The sequence below is a fragment of the Burkholderia sp. Cy-637 genome (assembly GCF_011753175.1).
GTDB classification, from domain to species: domain Bacteria; phylum Pseudomonadota; class Gammaproteobacteria; order Burkholderiales; family Burkholderiaceae; genus Burkholderia; species Burkholderia gladioli.
In genome coordinates this window covers 40,335-59,490 of sequence record NZ_VWWC01000004.1, presented here as the reverse complement: position 1 = coordinate 59,490, position 19,156 = coordinate 40,335, and the positions used below count along the sequence as shown (strand labels likewise).

Sequence of the window (19,156 nt, the reverse complement as noted above, 5' to 3'; positions counted from 1 at the left end):
AGAAGAAGATAACCGCCATGCGCACGCTATCTCTTGCATTGATCTGTGTACTTACCGCGCTGCTGGCTGCCTGCGGCGACGACTCGTCCGGCGGCGGCGCCTCCGGCTCGTCGGGCGCCTCCGCGCCGGCCGGCGGCAGCAGCACCGCGGCCTCGACGCTGAGCCCCAAGGCGCAGCTCGGCGAGAAGATCTTCTTCGACAAGACCCTGTCGGGCAACAAGAACATGGCCTGCGCGAGCTGCCACGACCCGGCCTATGCCTACGGGCCGCCGAACAGCCTGTCGGTGCAGCTCGGCTCCGATCCGTCGCAGGCCGGCGTGCGCGCGGTGCCCTCGCTGCGCTACAAGTCGATGACGCCGCCCTACAACGACAACGCCGACAACCCCGACGGCGTCACGCAGAACGCGCCCGGCGGCGGCTTCATGTGGGACGGCCGCGCCACCTCGCTGGCGACCCAGCCGGCCCTGCCCCTGCTGAACCCGATCGAGATGAACAACAGCTCGCCGGACGCGGTGGTGAAGGCCGTGCAGAACGGCGCCTATGCCGCGCTGTTCCAGCAGGTCTACGGCAACGCGGTGTTCGGCAACACCACCAGCGCCTTCAACGCGATCGGCGACGCGCTGCAGCAGTACCAGAACGAGGACGAATCCTTCGCGCCCTACTCGAGCAAGTTCGACCTCTACATCGGCAACAAGATCGGCGGCACGCTGACCGCCGCCGAGACGCACGGCCTGCAACTGTTCAACGACACCAGCAAGGGCGCCGGCTGCGCGGCCTGCCACTACGTGGGCGCGAACTTCAACGGCTCGACCGGCCTGATGACGGACTTCACCTACCAGGCGATCGGCGCGCCGCGCAACGACACCTCGATCCCCGGCAACCCGAACCCGATCCCGGCCGACGCGGACGCGAGCTTCTTCGACATGGGCCTGTGCGGCCCCTACGCGACGCTGCACGTGCCCGGCACGGCATCGAGCGGCGCCGGCCCCGATTCGTTCACCGGCGTGAACGTGCCGGACCCGTATTGCGGCCGCTTCAAGGTGCCGACGCTGCGCAACGTGGCCACCCGCAACGCGTTCTTCCACAACGGCGTGTTCCACTCGCTGGTGCAGGTGGTGAACTTCTACAACACGCGCGATACCAACCCCGAGTACTGGTACCCGGCCACCGGCGGCACCGGCGCGCCCACCAGCAACCCGAGCTTCGCGCTGCAGCCGACCTACCTCGCCGGCGCCACCGTCAACCGCTTCAACGACCTGCCGGCCGACTATCGCGGCAACATCGACGAGGAGCTGCCGATGGGCCAGGGCCAGACCGACGCGGGCGGCACCACCGCCGCCGACGGCGCCCAGGCGCGTAGCTTCCACTCGGCGCCGCAGCTCTCGCAGAAGGACATCGCCGACCTGGTCTGCTTCATGAAGACGCTCAGCGACGGCTACCAGGCGCCGGCCACCGCGCCGAGCTCCGGCGACTGCGTGAACTGAGCACCTCCTGTCGCCCGGCCCGCCCGCTCGATGCGCGGCGGGCCGGGCCGTTTTTCCCGACTTTCCGAACCGCTTGCCACTCATGATCCAACGTCTTTCCGCCGCCCTGCTCGCCGTGATGCTGTCCACCGCCGTCCACGCCAGCCCCAGCCCCCAGGACGCCAGCCGCGAGAACTTCACGGCCGCCGTCAACGACTTCCTCGCCAAGCGCGGCCACCTCTGCCTGGGCAAGTACGACTGGCCGATCTACGTGACCGACGAGGACAAGGCCGGCCACAGCGCCGATTCGCTGCAGTTGCCGGTGCTCGAGAAGCTCGGCATCGTGACGGGCAAGGACATGCTGGTGGACGGCCACGACCAGGGCAAGAAGCTGGTCGCGCATGCACGCCAGTACCAGTTGACGGCCGAAGGCCAGAAGTACTACCTGCACATTCCGGAAGTGACCGCGACCGCGATGACGCGCGTCACGCACCCGGCCGATTTCTGCGTGGCCACGCTCACGCTCGACAAGGTGGTGGGTTGGGAGAAGCCGGTGCAGCGCAACGGCGAGACCATGACCTCGGTGCTCTACACCTACAGGATCGATCCGGCGCCGTTCGCGAAGAACCCGGATTTCCTGCGCGTCTACCCGATGGTGCAGCGCGTGATCGAGGGCCAGGGCACGCAGCAGTTGCGTGAAGGCATGCATCTCACGCCGAAGGGCTGGGTCGCCGACGAGATCTTCCAGCGCTGAAGCCGGCCCGGCGAGGCATGAAGGCGGGCCGGCGCGCCCGCCTCCCGCTCCTGCCCACGCGGCCCGAGCCGGCCGCGCGAGCTGGCGGTGCAGGCGCCGCCTTACTTCATGCCCGGCTCGGCCGCGTCGATGCGCGGCACGAAGCGCTGAGTGCGGATCCACTTGGTGGCCACCCACTTGTCGCCCGAGCCGATCGGCGCACTCGCATGCAGCGAGGCCGGGTCGGAACGCCCGCTGCCGTTGCCGTACTCGAAATAGAAGGCCTGGCCGCGCCGCGGCACCACCGAGCAGCCGACCTGCGGAAACAGCGTCTCGCCGCCGCTCTCGACATCGTTCAGGTACATCAGCAGGGTGCCGACGCGCTGCCCGCTGCGCGCGATCGATTCGGCATTGGCCGGGTTGCCCGGCACGAGGTAGTCGACGTGCGGCGTCGATTCGGCGCCGGCCTCGTAATGCAGCATCTGCAGGCCCTCGCCGTTCTCGACCGGGAAGCCGGTCAGCGCGGCGATGCGCTGCTCGATGCGCGAGATCAGCGGGGTTTCGCCGAGGCGGAAGAACATGCCGTCGCTGCTGCGATGGCCGGCCACGATGTTGCGGCCGGTGACCGGATCGACCACCGTCGAGCGGTTCAGGCGCGGGCGCGCCAGCTCGATCAACTGCCTGCATTCGCCGGCGCTGAGGAAACCGTCGAGCAGCACCGCGGCGGGCCGTTGCAGGCGCAGCAGCACGCGTGTCTCGTGCTGGCCGAGCCGGATCAGCGGCCCGGCCGGCACCCGCAGCGCGGCGGGCTCGTAGCCGGCCCGCGCGCCGCCCACCTCCAGCTTGTCCGCGGGCAGCGGCGTGCCGTACATCAGCGCGGCGGTGACCGCCTCGACCATCGCCGCCGCCACCTCGGGCGCGCTCTGGTGCCCGACCAGCTCCTTGACGAGCGCCTGCGCGTCGACACCGCGCGTCAGGTTCTGCAGGATCCAGTCGCGCACCGGCGCGGGAAAATCAACCGTGATCGACATCGTCGGAAGGGGCGAGGGCTCGCCCGTAAAAAGTGTCGAGATTACGACAGCTTGTTGTCACGACGATGACGGCGGCACGGCCCGGGCCGCTCAGGCGAAGCGCTTCACTTCCTCGCGCCATTGATGCTGCTGGCGCCAGCCCAGCAGGCGCTTGAGCTTGTCGTTGCTCAGCAGCGTCTGGAACTCGCCGATCGGCTTGTTGACCGGCACGCCCGGGTAATAGCGCTCCAGCAGCACGCGGCTCGGCAGGTCCGAGGACACGTCGTCGGCCGCCACGTTCATGATCTCGAAGCCGAGCCCGTCGGTCTCGATCGCGAGCCGGCAGGCCTCGGCCAGGTCGCGCCCGTCGATATAGCTCCAGGCGATGCGCTTGCGCAGGGCCGGGTCCTTCAGCCAGCCCGGGAATTTCGCGTAGTCCTCGGGGTCGAGCACGTTGCCGATCCGAAAGCAGTAGATGTCGGCGCCGGTGCGTGCCTGGAAGGCCTTGGCGGTCACCTCGTTGACCACCTTCGAGGTCGCGTAGCTGTCCATCGGATCGACGGGGTAGTCCTCGTCCAGCGGGAAATAGGCCGGATCGCGGTGGCGATGGGCGAACACCACGCCGTAGGTGGTCTCGCTGGAGGCCAGGATCACCTTGCGGATCCCCAGCTTCGCGGCCGCGTCGAGGATGTTGTAGGTGCCCATCACGTTGATGCGGTACACCTCGTTGTCGGGGGTCACCATGATGCGGGGGATCGCGGCGAAGTGGACGATCGCGTCGATCGGCTTCGGCTCCAGGTCATCGGCGAACTCCACCGGCGCCGTGCTCGAGGCCAGCGCGTTGAACACCTGGCCGGCATCGGTGATGTCGGTGATCAGCGTGCGCGCGGTGCGCTTGGGCATCGGCACGCGATCCAGGTTCATCACCTCATGGCCGTGCTCGACCAGGTTCTCGACCACCCATTTCCCGGCCAGGCCGCTGCCGCCGGTCACTATCACGCGCTTCGTCATCTGCTGCTCTCCTTCAGATCGGGGTCACATGGCGAGCGCCCACGCGTTCGCCGCTTCGCAGAGCTTAGCGAGGGAAGCCGCCGCAAATCTGTGACGTCCGTCATAGCCCGGCCCGGCTTGTCGGGATCGCGCGCGGCCCGGCCCGCGCCTGGCGCCCCTCGCCTCCGGGACAACCCCGATCCGCTTGTATGACGGGCGTCACAGTTTCCCGTTCGGACCTGCTCGTATGCTTGCCGCATCGACGAACGACAGCCGTGCACGATCCAGGAGACCCGCGTTGAAAGCCATTCCCAGCCACCTCGACACCCATCGCGAAGCGCGCCTGCCGGCCCTGCTGCGCGCCTGCCTCGGGGTACGCGAATTCAACATCCTCGCGGTGCTGATCGCGGTCGGCGTGCTGATCAGCCTGTTCTCGCCGTACTTCCTCACCACCAACAACCTGATGGGCGTGTTCCGCTCCTTCTCGCTCACGGCCATCATGGCGATCGGCATGATGCTGGTGATCGTGACGGGCGGCATCGACCTGTCGGTCGGCTCGGTGATGGGGCTGTCCTCGCTGGTCACCGCGCTGGCCTTCCAGCACGGCCTGGGCAGCCTCGCGGCGGTGGCGGCGGGGCTGGTGACGGGCATGCTGGCCGGCGCCGTGAACGGCCTGCTGGTGACGCGCATCGAGCTGCCGCCCTTCATCGCCACGCTCGGCACGCTCAGCATCGGCCGCGGCCTGATGTACATCATCACCAAGGGCGTGCCGGTCACGCCGGACGTGCCCGACGGCTTCACCTTCCTCGGCCAGGGCTACCTCGGCTTCATCCCGTTCCCGGTGATCGTGATGGCCGCGCTGGCCGCCTGCTTCGCCGTGATCATGCGCCGGACCCGCTTCGGCCGGCACGTCTACGCCACCGGCGGCAACGAGACGGCCGCCCACCTGAGCGGCGTGCGCACGCGGCGCGTCAAGTTCCTGGTCTACCTGCTGTCGGGCACCATCGCGGCGCTGGCCGGCGTGATCAGCTTCTCGCGCTTCGTGTCGGCCGAGCCGGCCGCCGGCTTCGGCGCCGAGCTCGACGTGATCGCGGCCGCCGCGATCGGCGGCGCCAGCCTGTCGGGCGGCATCGGCAGCGTGGAAGGCGCGGTGATCGGCGCCGCGCTGGCCGGCATCATCGCCAACGGCGTGGTGCTGCTCAACATCGATACCTACGCACAACAAACCATCACCGGCTGCGTGATCCTGATCGCGGTCAGCATCGATATCTGGCGGCTGCGCCGCAAGGCGCGATGAATTCGGTCGCGCATCCCTGAACGTCCCTTCCCTCCTTCTCGACACACCATGAGCAAATCCGGTCTGCTTCGCACCACCCTGGCCAAGGGCCTGGGCATCCTCCTCGCGGCTTCCGCGCTGGGCGGCCTGGCCGCGCAGGCGGCCGCGGCCAAGGATGCGAAATCCATCTCGATCGCCGTGATCCCGAAGGTCGCCGTGCCCTTCTTCGACGACTGCAACACCGGCGCCAAGGGCGCGGCCGACAAGCTCGGCGTGCAGTACCAGTGGGTGGTGCCGCAGAACACCCAGGGCTCGACCCAGGTGCGCATCATCGAGGACCTGATGGCGCGGCACGTCGACGGCATCGCGATCTCGGTGAACGAGCCGAAGTCGGTGGAGAGCGTGATCCGGCAGGCGCAGCGCAACGGCATCAAGGTGCTGACCTACGATTCGGATTCGCCCAACAGCGGGCGCTCGATGTACATCGGCACCAGCAACGTCGCGGCCGGCGCGACCATGGCGGCCACCATGGCGCGTGCGATCGGCAGCAGCGGCGAGGTGGCGATCATCACCGGCCAGCTCGGCGCCGTGAACCTCAACGAGCGCATCGCCGGCATCAAGCAGGAGCTGGCCAAGTATCCCGGCATCAGGATCGTCGAGACGCAGGGCACCGACGACGATCTCGCACGCGGCGTCTCGGTGGTCGAGACCACGCTGCGCGCCCATCCGCAACTGAAGGGCATCTTCGGCGTCAGCCAGGTGGGCGGCCCGGCCGTCGCCAAGGTGCTGGCCACGCGCGAGTTCGGCGCGCAGAAGGGCAAGCTCGAGGTACTGGCCTTCGACGACCTGCCCGATACCGTCAAGGGCGTGAAGGATGGCCTGATCCAGGGGATCATCGTGCAGCGGCCGGTGACCATGGGCCGTCTCGCGGTCGAGCACCTGTATGCGCAGATACAAGGCACCGAGGCCGGCGCCAAGGACATCGACACGGGCGTGACGGTGGTGACCAGGGACAACCTCGGCAGCTACAGCAAATGAACCCGATGCGAGCTCACGGGCAGCCGGCAAACACGAGGCACGCGGCGCGGGCGGCAGCCCGTGCCCGCCGCGAGCGCCGGGCGCGAGGCAGCCGATGACACCCTACCTCGAAGTCAGCCGGATCTCGAAGACCTTCCCCGGCGTGCGCGCGCTCGACCAGGTGAGCCTGCACGTCTCGCGCGGCGAGGTGCTGGCGCTGGCCGGGGAGAACGGCGCCGGCAAGAGCACCCTGATGAAGATCCTGACCGGCGTGCTGCAGCCCGACGCTGGCGGCACGATCGCCGTCGAGGGCCGCCCGGTGGTGCTGGCCGACAGCCATCATGCGCGCGCGCTGGGCATCGGCATCATCTACCAGGAGCTGTCGGTGGTCGACAACCTGAGCATCGCCGAGAACATCTTCCTCGCCCGCGAACCGCTCAACCGCCTCGGCTTCGTCGATCGCGCGCGCATGAACCGCGAGGCGCGCGAACTGCTGGCCGGCATCGGCATGACGATCGACCCGCGCCGGCTGGTGGGCGAGCTCAGCGTGGGCCAGAAGCAGATGGTGGAGATCGCCAAGGCCGTGTCCTGCCAGCCCCGCATCCTGATCATGGACGAGCCCACCGCCTCGCTGAGCCATCACGAGACGCGCCTGCTGCTCGAGCTGATCGCCAGGCTGCGCGCGCGGGAGATCGGCATCGTCTATATCTCGCACCGGCTCGAGGAACTGTTCGAGCTGGCCGATCGCGTCACCGTGCTGCGCGACGGCAGCACCGTGGCCGACGCGCCGATGGCCGCGGTGGACCGGGCCTGGCTGGTGCGCAAGATGGTGGATCGCGAGCTGGACGAGCTCTACTCGAAATCGGCCTCCCACGCGACGCGCGAGGTGGTGCTCGAGGTCGAAGGCCTGTCGATGCGCTCGCGCAAGGGCGCGCCCGGCTGGGTGCGCGACGTGTCGTTTCGCGTGCATCGCGGCGAGATCCTCGGCATCGCCGGGCTGGTGGGCGCCGGGCGCACCGAGATCATGGAAATGATCTTCGGCATGCGCCCCGCCTCGGGCGAGGTTCGCGTGGCGGGCAGGCCCGTCGCGATCCGCGGCCCGCACGACGCGATCGCGCACGGCATCGGCTTCGCCACCGAGGATCGCAAGGGCCAGGGCCTGGTGGCCGGCATGAGCATCCGCGAGAACTTCAGCCTCACGCATCTCGAATCCTATTCGCCCTGGCAGTTCGTCAGGCATGCCGAGGAAGCGCGGCGCTGCCGCGAGTTCGTGCGCGAGCTCGGCGTGAAGACGCCGTCGATCGAGCAGAAGGTGGTCAACCTGAGCGGCGGCAACCAGCAGAAGGTGGTGCTGGCGAAATGGCTGGCGCGCCGGCCGCGCCTGTTGATCGTCGACGAGCCCACGCGCGGCATCGACATCGGCGCCAAGGCCGAGGTGCACGCGCTGCTGGCGCGCCTCGCGGAACAGGGGGTGGCGATCATCGCGATCTCCTCGGACCTGCAGGAAGTGCTGGCCATCAGCGACCGGATCCTGGTGGTGCGCGAAGGCCGCGTGACCGGCGATTTCGCGCGCGACGAGGCCAGCCAGGAACGGGTGATGGCGGCCGCCACGGCCTGAGCCACGCACCCGGCATATCGATCATTCAAGGGAATCGCAGACAACATGACCACCATCGTCGTCATCCATACCGGCCCCGTCACGGTGCAGCCGCTCAAGGACCAGTTCAGGCAGCAGCTTCCCGACGCGCGCATGATCAACATCGTCGACGACAGCCTGCTCAACGACGTGCGCGCCGCCGGCCACCTGACGCCGGCCGTCACCGCGCGCCTCTATACCTACATGGCGAACGCGCAGGCCATGGGCGCGGACTACATCCTGAACGCCTGCTCCTCGGTGGGCGAGGCGGTGGACGTGCTGCGCGGCATGATCGACACGCCGATCGCGAAGATCGACGAGGCGATGGCCGACGAAGCCAGCCGCATCGGGCCGCGCATCGGCGTGCTGGCCACCGTGCGGACCACGCTCGAGCCGACCGTGCGCCTGATCCGCAAGAAGGCGCAGCAGGCCGCGCGCGAGGCGCGGGTGGTGGAGCGCGTCGCGGAAGCCGCCTTCGAGGCGCTGCTGGCCGGCGACACCGTGGGCCACGACGCGATCCTCAAGCAGACCATCCTGGAACTGGCCGAGCAGGTGGACGTGATCGTGCTCGCGCAGGTGTCGATGGCGCGGCTGCAGCCCTCGCTCGGCACGCTGCGCGTGCCGGTGCTGTCCAGCGCCGCGAGCGGCGTGGCGGCGCTCAGGCAGGCGCTGGCCGGGCGCGAACGCGTCTCAAGCGTTGGCTGAGCTGGGCTTGATCTCGTCGCGATAGGCCGGCTTCGCCAGTGCGGCGCCGGCCGCGACCGGCGGCATGGCCGGCAGGTCCAGCTCGGACAGGTGGCGCGAGACGAACAGCGGCGTGAGCACGATCTTGCGCTGGTGCGTGTCGACCAGGCCCTCGGCCTTCAGGTCGCTCAGGTGCCGGTTGACCGACTCGCGCGAGGTGCCGATGAAGTCCGCCAGCTTGTCCTGCGCGATCGGCAGGTCGATCAGCAGCGCGCCGCCGCTGCCCTCGTGGACGAAGGGGCTGCCGATCTGGCCGGCGAACATCGACAGAATGTTGACCAGGCGCTTGCGCACGTCGTGCAGCGAGAGGTTCTCGATCAGGCGCTGCGCCTCCTGCCAGCGCTGGTGGTGGCTGCGCAGCACGAAGCGGCTGATCACCGGGTAGCGATCGAGCAGGTCGCGGAAATTCGCCTTGTTGATGTAGCAGATCCGGCAGTCGGTGAGCGTCTGCGCGTAGTGCGAGTAGCCGGCTTCGTTGAGCACGTCGCCGTCGCCGAAGATCATGCCGGCCTTGATGAAGGACAGCGTGATCTCCTGGCCGTCCTCGGTGATGCGGTAGAGCCGCAGGTGGCCGACCTTGAGCAGGTAGACGTAGTCGCTGCGTTCGTCGGGACGATAGACCACGGCGTTCTTGCGCAGCGCCCGATGATCGCTGAACGCGGGCATCACGTCTTCCAGGCAATTCTTTTCAATCAGCGAGAGAAGCTCGCTCTTTCCGACGAACCACATCGCATGTCTCCTTTCATGAGCGTCGTGTTCCCGACGCATGTCCTCATCGAATCCGGCGCGGCCCCGGCAGGCGTTGGGGGGGCGGATCGGCGCGCCTCGCACCGGCCGGGCCAGCGGGGCTAGCGTAGCAAGAACAACCGCCCGCGCGCCAGCTTCGCATGACATCGCAGTCCCGCGCGGCGCGGACGGCGAACTGACAGCCTGTAAGTGTCGGACCACGCTGCCGGGCCATGACGCATCATGCGCCAGGCCGCGGATTCCGGCAGGCTCGCCGGATCGCCGCCATGCGGCGCCGCCGGTTCAGGCCGTGCCGCGCGCGTATCGGCCCAGGCCCTCGGCCAGCGCCGTGAACACCGCCATGCAGCGCGCGCTGCGCCGCAGGTCCTCGTGCATCGCCACCCAGGTGTCCAGCGTCAGCGAGATCGCGCGCGGCAGCAGGCGCACCAGCTCGGGATCGCGCGCGCCCAGCGCCACCTGGCACAGGCCGATGCCGAAGCCGGCGCGGATCGCCGCCAGTTGCGCGAGATCGCTGTCGGTGCGCAGCGCGAAATCCTCGCGCGTGAGCGGCGCGATGCGGTGGCTCAGGGAACGCACGAAGGCCGTCTCGCGATCGAAGCCGATCAGCGTGTGGCGCGACAGCTCGGCCATCGTGCGCGGCGTGCCATGCCGCGCGAGGTAGGCCCGGTGCGCATGCAGGCCGATCTCGATGCTGCCGGCGCGGCGCACCAGCAGCGCGGCCTGCTCCGGCCGGAACATGCGCACGGCGATGTCGGCCTCGCGGTGCAGCAGGTCGTCGACGCGGTTCGACAGCATCAGCTCGATGCGCAGCGCCGGATGCGCATCGCGCAGCGCGGCCAGCATCGGCGGCAGCACCTCGACGCTCACCACCTCGCTGGCAGTGATCCGCACCGTGCCGCGCACGCCGTCGCCATGGCCGCTCGCGGCGCGCCGCAGCGCGGCCGCCGAGGCGGCGATGGCCGCCGCGTGCGGCTGCAGCTCGCGCGCGGCGTCGGTGGGCGCGTAGCCGTCCACCGAGCGCGTGAACAGCGTGAGGCCCAGCGCGGCCTCCAGGCTCTCGACATGGCGGCCGACGGTGGGCTGGGCGAGGCCCATCGCGCGCCCCGCCGCCGACAGCGAGCCGGTGTCGAGCACCTGCAGGAAGCTGCGGTACCACTCCCAGTTGGGCTCGCGGCTTGCCGCCCGGCCCGCTTCAGCGTCGCTCATGATATGCATTTATGTATGGATGAGCCACGATATTAGCCAATTTTCATTCAGGCGCGGGAAGACCACACTGCAAGGCATCGAAGGCGGCACCGGGCCGCCGACAACAAGGAGCCTCGATATGTCGAAAATCGCCCTGTTCGGCGCCGCCGGTGCCATCGGCCAAAGCATCGCCGCCGCGCTGCGCGCCTCGCAGCGTCCCTATCGCGTGGTCGGCCGCAACGCCGCAGCCCTGCAAGCCGGCTTCGGCGACGACCCGCTCGCCGAGATCGCCACCTGGGATCCGGATGCGCCGGGCTCGATCGAGGCCGCCGCGGCGGGCATCGACACCCTGGTCTACCTGGTCGGCGTCAATTATTGGCAGTTCGAACTGCATCCCGCCCTGATGCGCAAGACCATCGACGGCGCGGTGGCGGCCGGCGTCAAGCGCATCGTGCTGATCGGCACCGTCTACCCCTATGGACGGGCGCAGGCCAACCCGGTGCGCGAGGATCATCCACGCGAGCCGCACACGTTCAAGGGCAGGATGCGCAAGGCGCAGGAGGACCTGCTGATGGAGGCGCACGCCGAGGGCCGCATCGAGGCGACCGTGCTGCGCCTGCCGGACTTCTACGGCCCGGGCGTGACGGCCAGCATGCTGCACGGCGCGATCCGCGCGGCCGTCGAGGGCGGCACCGCCGAGCTGCTGGGCCCGCTCGATCGCGACCACGAATTCGTGTTCGTGCCCGACGTGGGGCCGGTGGTGGAACGGCTGCTCGACACGCCCGCCGCCTATGGCCGGATCTGGCACCTGGCCGGCGCGGGCACCACCAGCCAGCGCGTCCTGCTCGACGAGATCGAGCGGCAGACCGGCCGCAAGCTGAAGCTGCGCGTGGCGAACAAGACCATGCTGCGCGTGCTGGGGCTGTTCAGCCCGATGATGCGCGAGCTGGTGGAGATGAACTACCTGATGACGGAGCCGTTGATCCTCGACGACACGGCCCTGCAGAAGCTGATCGGGCCGATCCGCAAGACGCCGTATGCCGAGGGGATCCGGCTTTCGCTGGCGGCGCAGGCCGCGCGCGTGGCGGCCTGAAGCCCGCAAGCGCGTGCCTGGAACGGCCGGCGCGGGCGCCGGCCGCCGGCGCGCTCACATCTTGCCGATGCCGGCCAGGATCGCCCCGCGTACCTGCTGCAGCGCGGAACGCGCGTTCGCGATCTCGGTATCGCGCGGCTTGTCGCCGGCGCCCTGGGTGATCTGCTTGAGCACCTCGGGATCGATCGCGGCATCGAACATCCGCTTCACAGCCAGTTCCGCGTACAGCTTGGCGTCGGTCACCAGCCTGGCGGCCTGCATCACCAGCTCGTTGCGCTTGGCCTGGTCCTTCTCCGAGCCCAGATCGCGCCGGTGCTCGAGGACGAACACCAGGCTGCTCATCGACTGGGTGAAATCGCGGCTGGCACGGCCGAAGGCGACCGAGTGTGGATCCGAGCCGGTCACGATCCGGCCCCGGTTGACGGTGGTATCGAAGGCGCCGCCCGTCAGGCTGCGCTGCAGGGAGGCGACGCTGGCATGCAGCACGCGCCCCTCGCTGGTATCGCCGATCTTCGAGCGGATCATCATGTCCGCCACGTCCCGGATTGCCTTCAGCAATCCGGCGGCGAACAGGTGGTCGCCACGCTTGCTGGTATTCATCGCCTCTGCTCTCTCTTCGTTGTTGTCGATGTTGCGGGCTCCCCCGGCGCGCGGTCGCCGGGGCCCCGTTACTGTAGGAGAAAATCGAGCAGGGCGAAAGCGCCGGGCGTCCCGGCTTCAGTCCTTGAGCGTATCGAGGAAGGCCAGCGTCAGCTGGGCGATCCGATCGACCTGCTCGTCGGTCGCGAAATGGCCCGCGTCGAGCACATGGATCTGCGCATCGGGCAGGTCGCGCCGATAGGCCAGCGCGCCCGGCACCAGGAACGAGGGATCGTAGCGGCCCCACATCACCAGGGCAGGCGGCCGGTGCTCGCGCAGCCAGGCCTGCCAGCGCGGGTAGGCGGCGACATTGTTGCGGTAGTCGTAGATCAGCTCGCCCTGGATCTCGCGCTCGCCCGGCTTCGACAGGAAGGCGTATTCGTCGAGCCAGGCCTGCGGATCGTAGCGCTCGGGATGCGGGCTGCCGATGATGTGACGGTTGCGGGTCAGCACGAAGGAGGTGAAGTTGTCGAGCACCTCGGGATGCGCGTCGCGATCGGCCCAGTAGCCGGCGATCGCCTGCCAGTTCTTGCCGAGCCCTTCCTGGTAGGCATTCGCGTTCTGGATCACCAGGGCACGCACGCGCTCGGGATGCGCCTCGGCGATGCGAAAGCCCACCGGGCCGCCATAGTCCTGCATCAGCAGCGTGTAGCGGCCGAGCTTGAGTTGTTCGAGCAGGGCATTGGTGGTTTCGGCCAGGTGATCGAATGTATAGGTATAGCGCGACGGCGGCGGTGCATCGCTTTCGCCGAAGCCGGGGTAGTCCGGCGCGATCACGTGGTAGCGCGTCGCCAGCAGCGGGATCAGCGATGCGTACTGCTTCGACGACGACGGATAGCCGTGCAGCATCACGACCACCGGCGCATCCTTCGGCCCCGCCTCGCGATAGAACACGCCGACGCCGTCCACCTCGGCGCGGTGGTAGGTGGTGGTCGAGGCATCCGAGGGCGTCGTGGCGGGCTCGGCCGAGGCAGCGGAGGTGCCGAGCACGCCGGCCAATGCACCGGCCGCCAGCATTGCGCCGAGCCGGGCCAGCAGCTTCAGCGGCGTTCGATTCTTGTTCATCCATACTCCTAAGCAAATAGATTGCAATCCAGCGGTCCCGATCGTGTCGATCGGATCAGATGCGTGCGTCAGCCACGGCCTTGGTGTCGATGTACTGGCGGAAACGCGCGATCCGGCCGCTCCGCACCGTCCAGACATGCGCGTAACCCGCATCGGCGGTCTTGCCGGTCGCGCCATGCGTGCCGACAAAGCGCCCGATCGACACCACCGTCTCGCCCTCGTTCACGAATTCGGTGGGCGCGATCCGGAAGCTCGACCACTCGGCCATCAACGGCGCCAGCAAGCCCTCGGCCACCGCCTGCGGCCCGCGCTCCTTCACCTGGTAATGCCACATCGTGGTCCATTCGATGTCGTCGGCCATCAGCGCGAGCGCCTGAGGCGCGTCGCCGCGCTCCAGCGCCGCGTAGAAGTTCTGGACGATTTCGACCGCGGTAGTCATGGTGATGTCTGCCTTCTGAAAGTGAGGAAACGAGGGGCGCCCAGCCCGATGCGGGGCTCTTCCCGGGTCATGTCGATCAACCGTGGGCGTAACGTAGCATCGCCATTAGTAACCTGTCAAAGTATATTTTTACGGTTACCAAATCGAAACGAACGAAGTGGCGACGCGGCCTGGGCAGGCCGGTGATATCGATGGGGAAGGTGATGAAGCGAACAAGCGCCGGCATGCCGGCGCTTGCAGGTGAAGCGGGAAGGATGGGGAGCAGGCGCCTTGTCGTGGCGCGCGGGCCTATTGGATCGCGTCGGGCTTCACCTCGATCCAGTTGCGATCGGCCGTCACGCGCTGCCCGAGCGCCTTCTGCCGCGCCGCCGCTTCCGTCCGCCAGCGCCGCATCTCCTTCAGGTTCTTGTCCTTCTTGTCGACCCAGACGCGCACGCCGCCATGTTCGACGTCGGTGGCATTGAGCAGCATGTAGCCATCGGATATCGGCGTATCGCCGGCCACCAGCACCGGCTTCTTCCATTGGTCGATATAACCGACGATCGAGCCGAGCTTGCCCTCGTACCAGGTCATCGGGTTCATCAGGTAGGGGGTGATCACCAGCGAGCGGTTGCGCATCTCGTCGTAGTCGCCCTTGCGGATCTGGATCCGCGAGGTGGTCAGCGCCTGCGTTTGCGGATCGCGCAGCAGCGTGGTCACGCCGATCACGTTCTGCGGCTTGACGTTGTAGCCGTATTTCGGATCCGCCACCACCATGCGCGTGAGTTCCTCGTGCGCGGCCGTCATCACGTAGACGGTGATGCCGTTCTCGCGCAGCTTGTTGTACAGCTCCTGCATGCCGGTGAAGAAGCGCGGCGGCTCGACCGTGCCCTCCTCCACCTTGTCGCCGCTCCAGTAGCGGATCGGGATCGGCTTGCGCGTGGCCAGCATGGCGTCGATCTGCGTCTTCAGCTCGGCCAGCGACAGCCCCGAGAAGGCCTGGGCGATCCAGGGATAGCAGACCAGGTCGTCGATCTCGCAGAGCCGGTAGTAGTAGCTGGTCAGCGATTCGCGGTAGTCGGGCGTGTCCTTGAAGGGGATCAGCTTCAGCGAGGGATCGAGCGTCTCGCGCGTGAGCCGCCCGTTCTGCTCCAGGTAGGGGAGCAGCGATTCCTCCAGGTCGTAGCGGTAGGTGGTGTTGTCGGCGTCGAATACCGCGTAGTCGCCGCGATTGGCGTGGGCGGCGATCATCGCGTCGAGCTTGCGCGCCGCCTCGGGCGGCCAGTGCGCCAGGTCGGTGGCGCCCGCCGAGGCGGCGAAGGCGAACAGGGCGAGGCTGGCGGCGGCAAGGCGCCGGACGGATTTCGGCATGGAGGGCTCCTGGGGATCGCTGCGGCAGCGTCGATTGTGCAGACGCTTCGCGATCCGAAGCGTCACGAAAACGTCACACACTTGTCTACCCGCGCCATGCCGCCGGCAGGCAGCGGCCCGGAGGCCGCGCCGCCGCCTGCCTCAGCGTTTCGCCACCGCCGCGCCGTCGCCCAGGTCCACCGCATAGGCCAGCGCCAGCTTGCCGAACTTCAGCGCGTGGTTCGCCTGCCGGTCCGAGTTCGCCAGCGTGTCGTTGACGGTATGGATATACGGGCTGTCGTTCTGGTCGGCCTCGAACGGGAACGAGGCGCGATAGCCCTGCGCGGTCCACGAGGCATGATCCGAGCACGCATAGCCGCACACCGAGGTTCCCACCGAGAGCTCCGGCAGGTAGGTCTTCGCGAGCGTCTGCAGATAGCTGTTCTGCGCGGCGTTCGTGTAGTCGGTGATCAGGTAGATATCCTTGGCGTCGCCCTTGTAGTTCGTCATGTCGAGCTGCAACACGCCCACCACGTTGACGTTCTGCGCGCGGAACTGCTTCGCGATCTCGTTCGAGCCCAGCAGGCCGGCTTCCTCGGCCGAGTAGCCGATGAACTTGATGGTGCGCTTCGGCTTGTAGTTGTTGGCCAGCATCACGCGCAGCGCCTCGGTCAGGCTGGCGATGCCGGAAGCATCGTCGTCGGCGCCCGGCGCGCGCGTGTTCTCCGAGGTCCGGCCGACCGTCGAATCGAGGTGGCCGCCCAGCACCACCGTGCCCGCCGACGGGTCGCTGCCCTGGATCGTCAGGATCACCGACTTCTGCGCCCACTTGCTGTGCGTGAACTGCTCGACCGTGATGTCCCCGCGCGAGCCGGCCAGTTGCTTCCATTGCTGGGCCAGCCAGTTCGAGGCGGCCACGCCATGCGAGGTGGTGTAGTAGCGATTGGTGAAGTTGGTCGAGAGCGCCGTGATGGTGCTGACGATGTTGCTGGCCTGCAGTTGCTGGACCCATACCGCGATCGGCTGGGCGCTGGCGAGCGCGAAGTCGGCGTCGTCGGCGGCGGCGGCCTGCTTGGCCTGCGGCGCCGGCTGCAACGCGCGCCGCGCCGCGTCGAAGGAATCGTGCACGATGAAGCCGGGCCCGTGGCCGCGCCCGTGATGCACGGCGTAGGCGAGCTCGCCGAGCACGGCGTCGTCGACGCGCGCGATATGCACGGTCTCCTCGTGCGCGGCGCCGTCGGCGGTCTTGCCGGCGGAAAGCGTGGTGCTGTAGAGCGAGGCCGCGCCGGCATCGAGCTGCCGGAGCTGCTGGAAGGCCGGATCGCCGAGCGTGATCCAGACCGGCGCCGCGTGCGCCGCGGCCGCGAACAGCGCGCCGCACAGCGCGAGCGCCAGGTGTTTCGGTTTCGGTAGAGGCATGGTCGTCCCGTCAAGGGTCATGATGTCGAGAAATCGGCGCGCGCCGCGGGTCGCGCGGCACGCGCCGGCCAGGCGATCCTCAGGATTTCTGCGGCACCGTCACGGCGTAGGTGCAGCTCTTGTTGTAGGCGTTCGCGATCGCGTTGATCTGCGTGCTGCTGTAGCCGAGCGCCGAGGCCGCCGTGATCACGGCCTGCGCGGCCGCCTTCTGGTTGGTCGAGCCGTTGGTCATCGACAGGCCCTTCAGGAAGGCCTTGTCCATCGCCTGGCCGCCGATCGCGTCGCGCGCCACCAGATTGCACGAGGCCCAGTACTGGCCGGCCGTGTGGATCTCGGAGCTGCGGATCTGCGCATAGGTGCGGCCGACGTTGTAGTTGGTCACGCGGCCCGGCCAGAATTCGTTGTGGCCGTCCCAGTTGTAGACCCAGTTGTACTGCGCGTCGGACGGGCTCCACTGGTTGAAGTCGCGGCTGTAGCCGGCCGCCAGGTAGTCGCCCACGCCTTCCGACAGGCCTTCCGATTGCGACAGCCCGCCGTTGGTGATCCAGTCGTGGATGCCGTGGCCCAGTTCGTGGATCACCACGTCGGCGTCCTCGGCGTCGTCCACGCCGCCCTGGCCGAAGGTCAGCTGGCCGCTGCCCGACGAATAGGCCGAGTTGTCGTCGCCCGATTCGCCATGCGGATCGAACTGCACGCCGCCCGTGTACTGGTAGGGCAGCGCCTTGATGCCCAGCGTCTGGTTCACGTAGCGCAGGAAGGTATCGATGTGGTAATAGGCGTTGACGGCCTCGAAATAGAGGTTGCCGCGCGTGAACTCGAAGGCCGGCGAGGACTGCACCGGGCAGGCGTTGTCGCGCGGCGCATCGAAGTCGACACAGGAGGCGAACGGTCCCGACAGCGAATAGCTCGCGCCCGATTGCTTCAGGTCCTTCAGCGTCACGCGCACGCGCGCGGCGGTCAACTGGGTGGAATCGGCGTTGTTGTTGTCCTTGTAGCCGGTGCTGCCGTAGCTGCTCTTGGTGGAGGACAGCGGATCGGGGCGGAACACGTAACCCGAGCCGTCGACGGCGTAGAAAGCCTTGTCCTCGGCGCGCAGCACCTCGCCGCTGGTCGCGTCGATCAGCAGTTCCCAATCGCCCTTCGGGCCGCCGTCGGGCCGGCCGCGCACCTTCCAGGCCGTGTGCGTGCCGGCCGCGTCGCGGAACGCCACCAGTTGCGCCTCGGCGTTGCGCAGCTCGCCGATGCCGAGATAGCTGCGCGCGCGATCGAGCGCCTGCTGCTGGTCCACCGCCTGCGTCTTGGACGCCTTGGGCGCCACGCCGCCGATCGCATTGCTGGCGACGTACAGCACGCTGCCGTCCTTGCCGATCGTCACGGCGATCTCGCTGCCGTAGACGGGCAGCCCCGCCGCCACCTGCCGCAGCCGCACCACCGTGAAATCCGGGTCCTGGCGCTGCGACACCAGCTCGAGGCCGGCCAGCGCGGTCGCGTCCAGGCCGAGCTGCCCGGCCTGCGTGGCCAGGAAATCGCGGGCGGTCGCCTCGGGCGTCGAGGCGGTCTTCTTCACGCGGTAAGCCGGATTCGCGAGCGTGACCGACACCGCGCCGGTGCTGCTCGGCGCGGCCTCGCCGCCGGCGGCGGGCTTGGCCACGCCGCGCGTCAGGCTCTCGCGCAGGTTCTCGGCCTGCGGGTTGCCGGGCTTCGACTGTGCCGCGACGCCATGCACCATGCCGAGACCCAGTGCGATGCTCAATGCGAGCGGCAATGCCTTGCGTGCTGTCTGCATGTGTTCACCTCTTGCTACGGTTAGGTTGGAACCGCGCCCGGGCGGGTCGCGGGTACGGCAGGTACGACCAGGCGCCGCGCGGCGGCACGACGATGCCGTCACGCAGTGCGAGACTGCGATGCCTTGATTAGTGAAACTAAGTATCTTGCGCGGGCCGGGCGCGCGAAGCGGGCGCGCTGGCTACGAGGTGCCGGAAGGCGGCGGGCGGACGGAGGAAACCGGGGATTGGCCGCTTGCTTGCATCGTCATCTGATACCCCTCGATGGATCGAAACGTCGATGGTGCCGCGGCAGCGATGCGTACCGATTGTGTCGGCCGGATTCTCGTGCAGCCCGCGGAAGTGTCGGACATATTACAGAATATTTTCTTGGAGATTGCGAATTATTTTCGATACTTCTTTCGTTGAAACCTTCCATTAACAAAATGACCGCCGCATGCCGCTGAAGCGGCATGAAATACCGGCCGCATCGCCTTGTCGCTTATGGCGCGGCAGGAACGAATCCATTCCATTTCGCGTCGATTGCGCTGCCAATGCGGATTCTTTTATTTATGGCAATTGATCACGATTCGATTAAAGATAAACGC

The 19,156-nt window shown here is 68.1% G+C and carries 17 protein-coding genes; 7 read left to right on the top strand and 10 right to left on the bottom strand.

Features of this window, described 5'->3' with window-relative positions; all coding sequences use genetic code 11:
* The first annotated feature begins 17 nt into the window (after nucleotides 1-17).
* Both F3J10_RS02400 and F3J10_RS02395 read left to right on the top strand, forming a co-directional pair.
* Nucleotides 18-1,484 carry a cytochrome c peroxidase gene (locus F3J10_RS02400; protein WP_166912656.1) on the top strand — a complete coding sequence of 489 codons (1,467 nt, stop codon included), beginning with the start codon at nucleotides 18-20 and terminating at the stop codon, nucleotides 1,482-1,484.
* A gap of 82 nt (nucleotides 1,485-1,566) precedes the next feature.
* Complete coding sequence (locus tag F3J10_RS02395; protein WP_013691259.1) at nucleotides 1,567-2,217, top strand: hypothetical protein; 651 nt, start codon at nucleotides 1,567-1,569, stop codon at nucleotides 2,215-2,217.
* Nucleotides 2,218-2,318: 101 nt separating this feature from the next.
* On the opposite strand, the gene F3J10_RS02390 is transcribed toward F3J10_RS02395, so the two are convergent.
* Nucleotides 2,319-3,227, bottom strand: a complete 909-nt coding sequence (locus F3J10_RS02390) for a 2OG-Fe(II) oxygenase (protein ID WP_025097824.1) — start codon at nucleotides 3,225-3,227, stop codon at nucleotides 2,319-2,321.
* Between the two features lie 90 nt (nucleotides 3,228-3,317).
* Entirely contained in the window at nucleotides 3,318-4,217 is a 900-nt protein-coding gene (locus F3J10_RS02385) for an NAD(P)-dependent oxidoreductase (RefSeq protein WP_025097825.1), read from the bottom strand.
* A gap of 277 nt (nucleotides 4,218-4,494) precedes the next feature.
* Here F3J10_RS02385 and F3J10_RS02380 point away from each other — a divergent pair, with 277 nt between their 5' ends.
* From F3J10_RS02380 to F3J10_RS02365, 4 genes are all read left to right on the top strand, one after another.
* The gene (locus F3J10_RS02380; RefSeq protein ID WP_013691262.1) at nucleotides 4,495-5,493 is read left to right on the top strand and encodes an ABC transporter permease; all 999 of its coding nucleotides are present in this window, start codon (nucleotides 4,495-4,497) and stop codon (nucleotides 5,491-5,493) included.
* A 48-nt stretch (nucleotides 5,494-5,541) separates the two neighbouring features.
* Complete coding sequence (locus F3J10_RS02375) at nucleotides 5,542-6,510, top strand: sugar-binding protein (RefSeq protein WP_172535059.1); 969 nt, start codon at nucleotides 5,542-5,544, stop codon at nucleotides 6,508-6,510.
* Between the two features lie 94 nt (nucleotides 6,511-6,604).
* Nucleotides 6,605-8,107: a sugar ABC transporter ATP-binding protein gene (locus F3J10_RS02370; protein ID WP_167240869.1), complete on the top strand. Its 1,503-nt coding sequence runs from the start codon at nucleotides 6,605-6,607 to the stop codon at nucleotides 8,105-8,107.
* Between the two features lie 45 nt (nucleotides 8,108-8,152).
* Complete coding sequence (locus F3J10_RS02365; protein WP_167240867.1) at nucleotides 8,153-8,830, top strand: aspartate/glutamate racemase family protein; 678 nt, start codon at nucleotides 8,153-8,155, stop codon at nucleotides 8,828-8,830.
* Here the strand turns inward: F3J10_RS02365 and F3J10_RS02360 are convergent.
* Both F3J10_RS02360 and F3J10_RS02355 read right to left on the bottom strand, forming a co-directional pair.
* Nucleotides 8,816-9,598, bottom strand: coding sequence for a Crp/Fnr family transcriptional regulator (locus F3J10_RS02360; RefSeq protein WP_167240864.1), 783 nt, complete (start codon nucleotides 9,596-9,598; stop codon nucleotides 8,816-8,818). The two genes, F3J10_RS02365 and F3J10_RS02360, sit on opposite strands and share 15 nt — an antisense overlap.
* Before the next feature lie 300 nt (nucleotides 9,599-9,898).
* Nucleotides 9,899-10,831: a LysR family transcriptional regulator gene (locus tag F3J10_RS02355; protein ID WP_167240862.1), complete on the bottom strand. Its 933-nt coding sequence runs from the start codon at nucleotides 10,829-10,831 to the stop codon at nucleotides 9,899-9,901.
* 109 nt (nucleotides 10,832-10,940) lie between these two features.
* Here F3J10_RS02355 and F3J10_RS02350 point away from each other — a divergent pair, with 109 nt between their 5' ends.
* The gene (locus F3J10_RS02350) at nucleotides 10,941-11,894 is read left to right on the top strand and encodes an NAD-dependent epimerase/dehydratase family protein (RefSeq protein ID WP_036055483.1); all 954 of its coding nucleotides are present in this window, start codon (nucleotides 10,941-10,943) and stop codon (nucleotides 11,892-11,894) included.
* Nucleotides 11,895-11,948: 54 nt separating this feature from the next.
* Here the strand turns inward: F3J10_RS02350 and F3J10_RS02345 are convergent, their stop codons facing one another.
* The 6 genes from F3J10_RS02345 to F3J10_RS02320 all read right to left on the bottom strand — a co-directional run bounded on the left by F3J10_RS02345 (nucleotide 11,949) and on the right by F3J10_RS02320 (nucleotide 18,571).
* Nucleotides 11,949-12,494 (bottom strand): hypothetical protein, encoded by a 546-nt coding sequence (locus F3J10_RS02345; protein WP_167240860.1) that lies wholly within the window; start codon nucleotides 12,492-12,494, stop codon nucleotides 11,949-11,951.
* Nucleotides 12,495-12,611: 117 nt separating this feature from the next.
* A complete protein-coding gene (locus F3J10_RS02340) occupies nucleotides 12,612-13,598 on the bottom strand; it encodes an alpha/beta hydrolase (RefSeq protein WP_167240858.1) in 987 nt (328 codons plus the stop codon).
* A gap of 55 nt (nucleotides 13,599-13,653) precedes the next feature.
* Entirely contained in the window at nucleotides 13,654-14,037 is a 384-nt protein-coding gene (locus F3J10_RS02335; protein ID WP_167233064.1) for a nuclear transport factor 2 family protein, read from the bottom strand.
* 288 nt (nucleotides 14,038-14,325) lie between these two features.
* Nucleotides 14,326-15,387: a hypothetical protein gene (locus F3J10_RS02330; RefSeq protein ID WP_025097835.1), complete on the bottom strand. Its 1,062-nt coding sequence runs from the start codon at nucleotides 15,385-15,387 to the stop codon at nucleotides 14,326-14,328.
* Nucleotides 15,388-15,528: 141 nt separating this feature from the next.
* Nucleotides 15,529-16,785, bottom strand: coding sequence for a M20/M25/M40 family metallo-hydrolase (locus F3J10_RS02325; protein ID WP_167240856.1), 1,257 nt, complete (start codon nucleotides 16,783-16,785; stop codon nucleotides 15,529-15,531).
* Between the two features lie 79 nt (nucleotides 16,786-16,864).
* Nucleotides 16,865-18,571: a M36 family metallopeptidase gene (locus tag F3J10_RS02320; protein WP_166912665.1), complete on the bottom strand. Its 1,707-nt coding sequence runs from the start codon at nucleotides 18,569-18,571 to the stop codon at nucleotides 16,865-16,867.
* Nucleotides 18,572-19,156 lie beyond the last annotated feature (585 nt).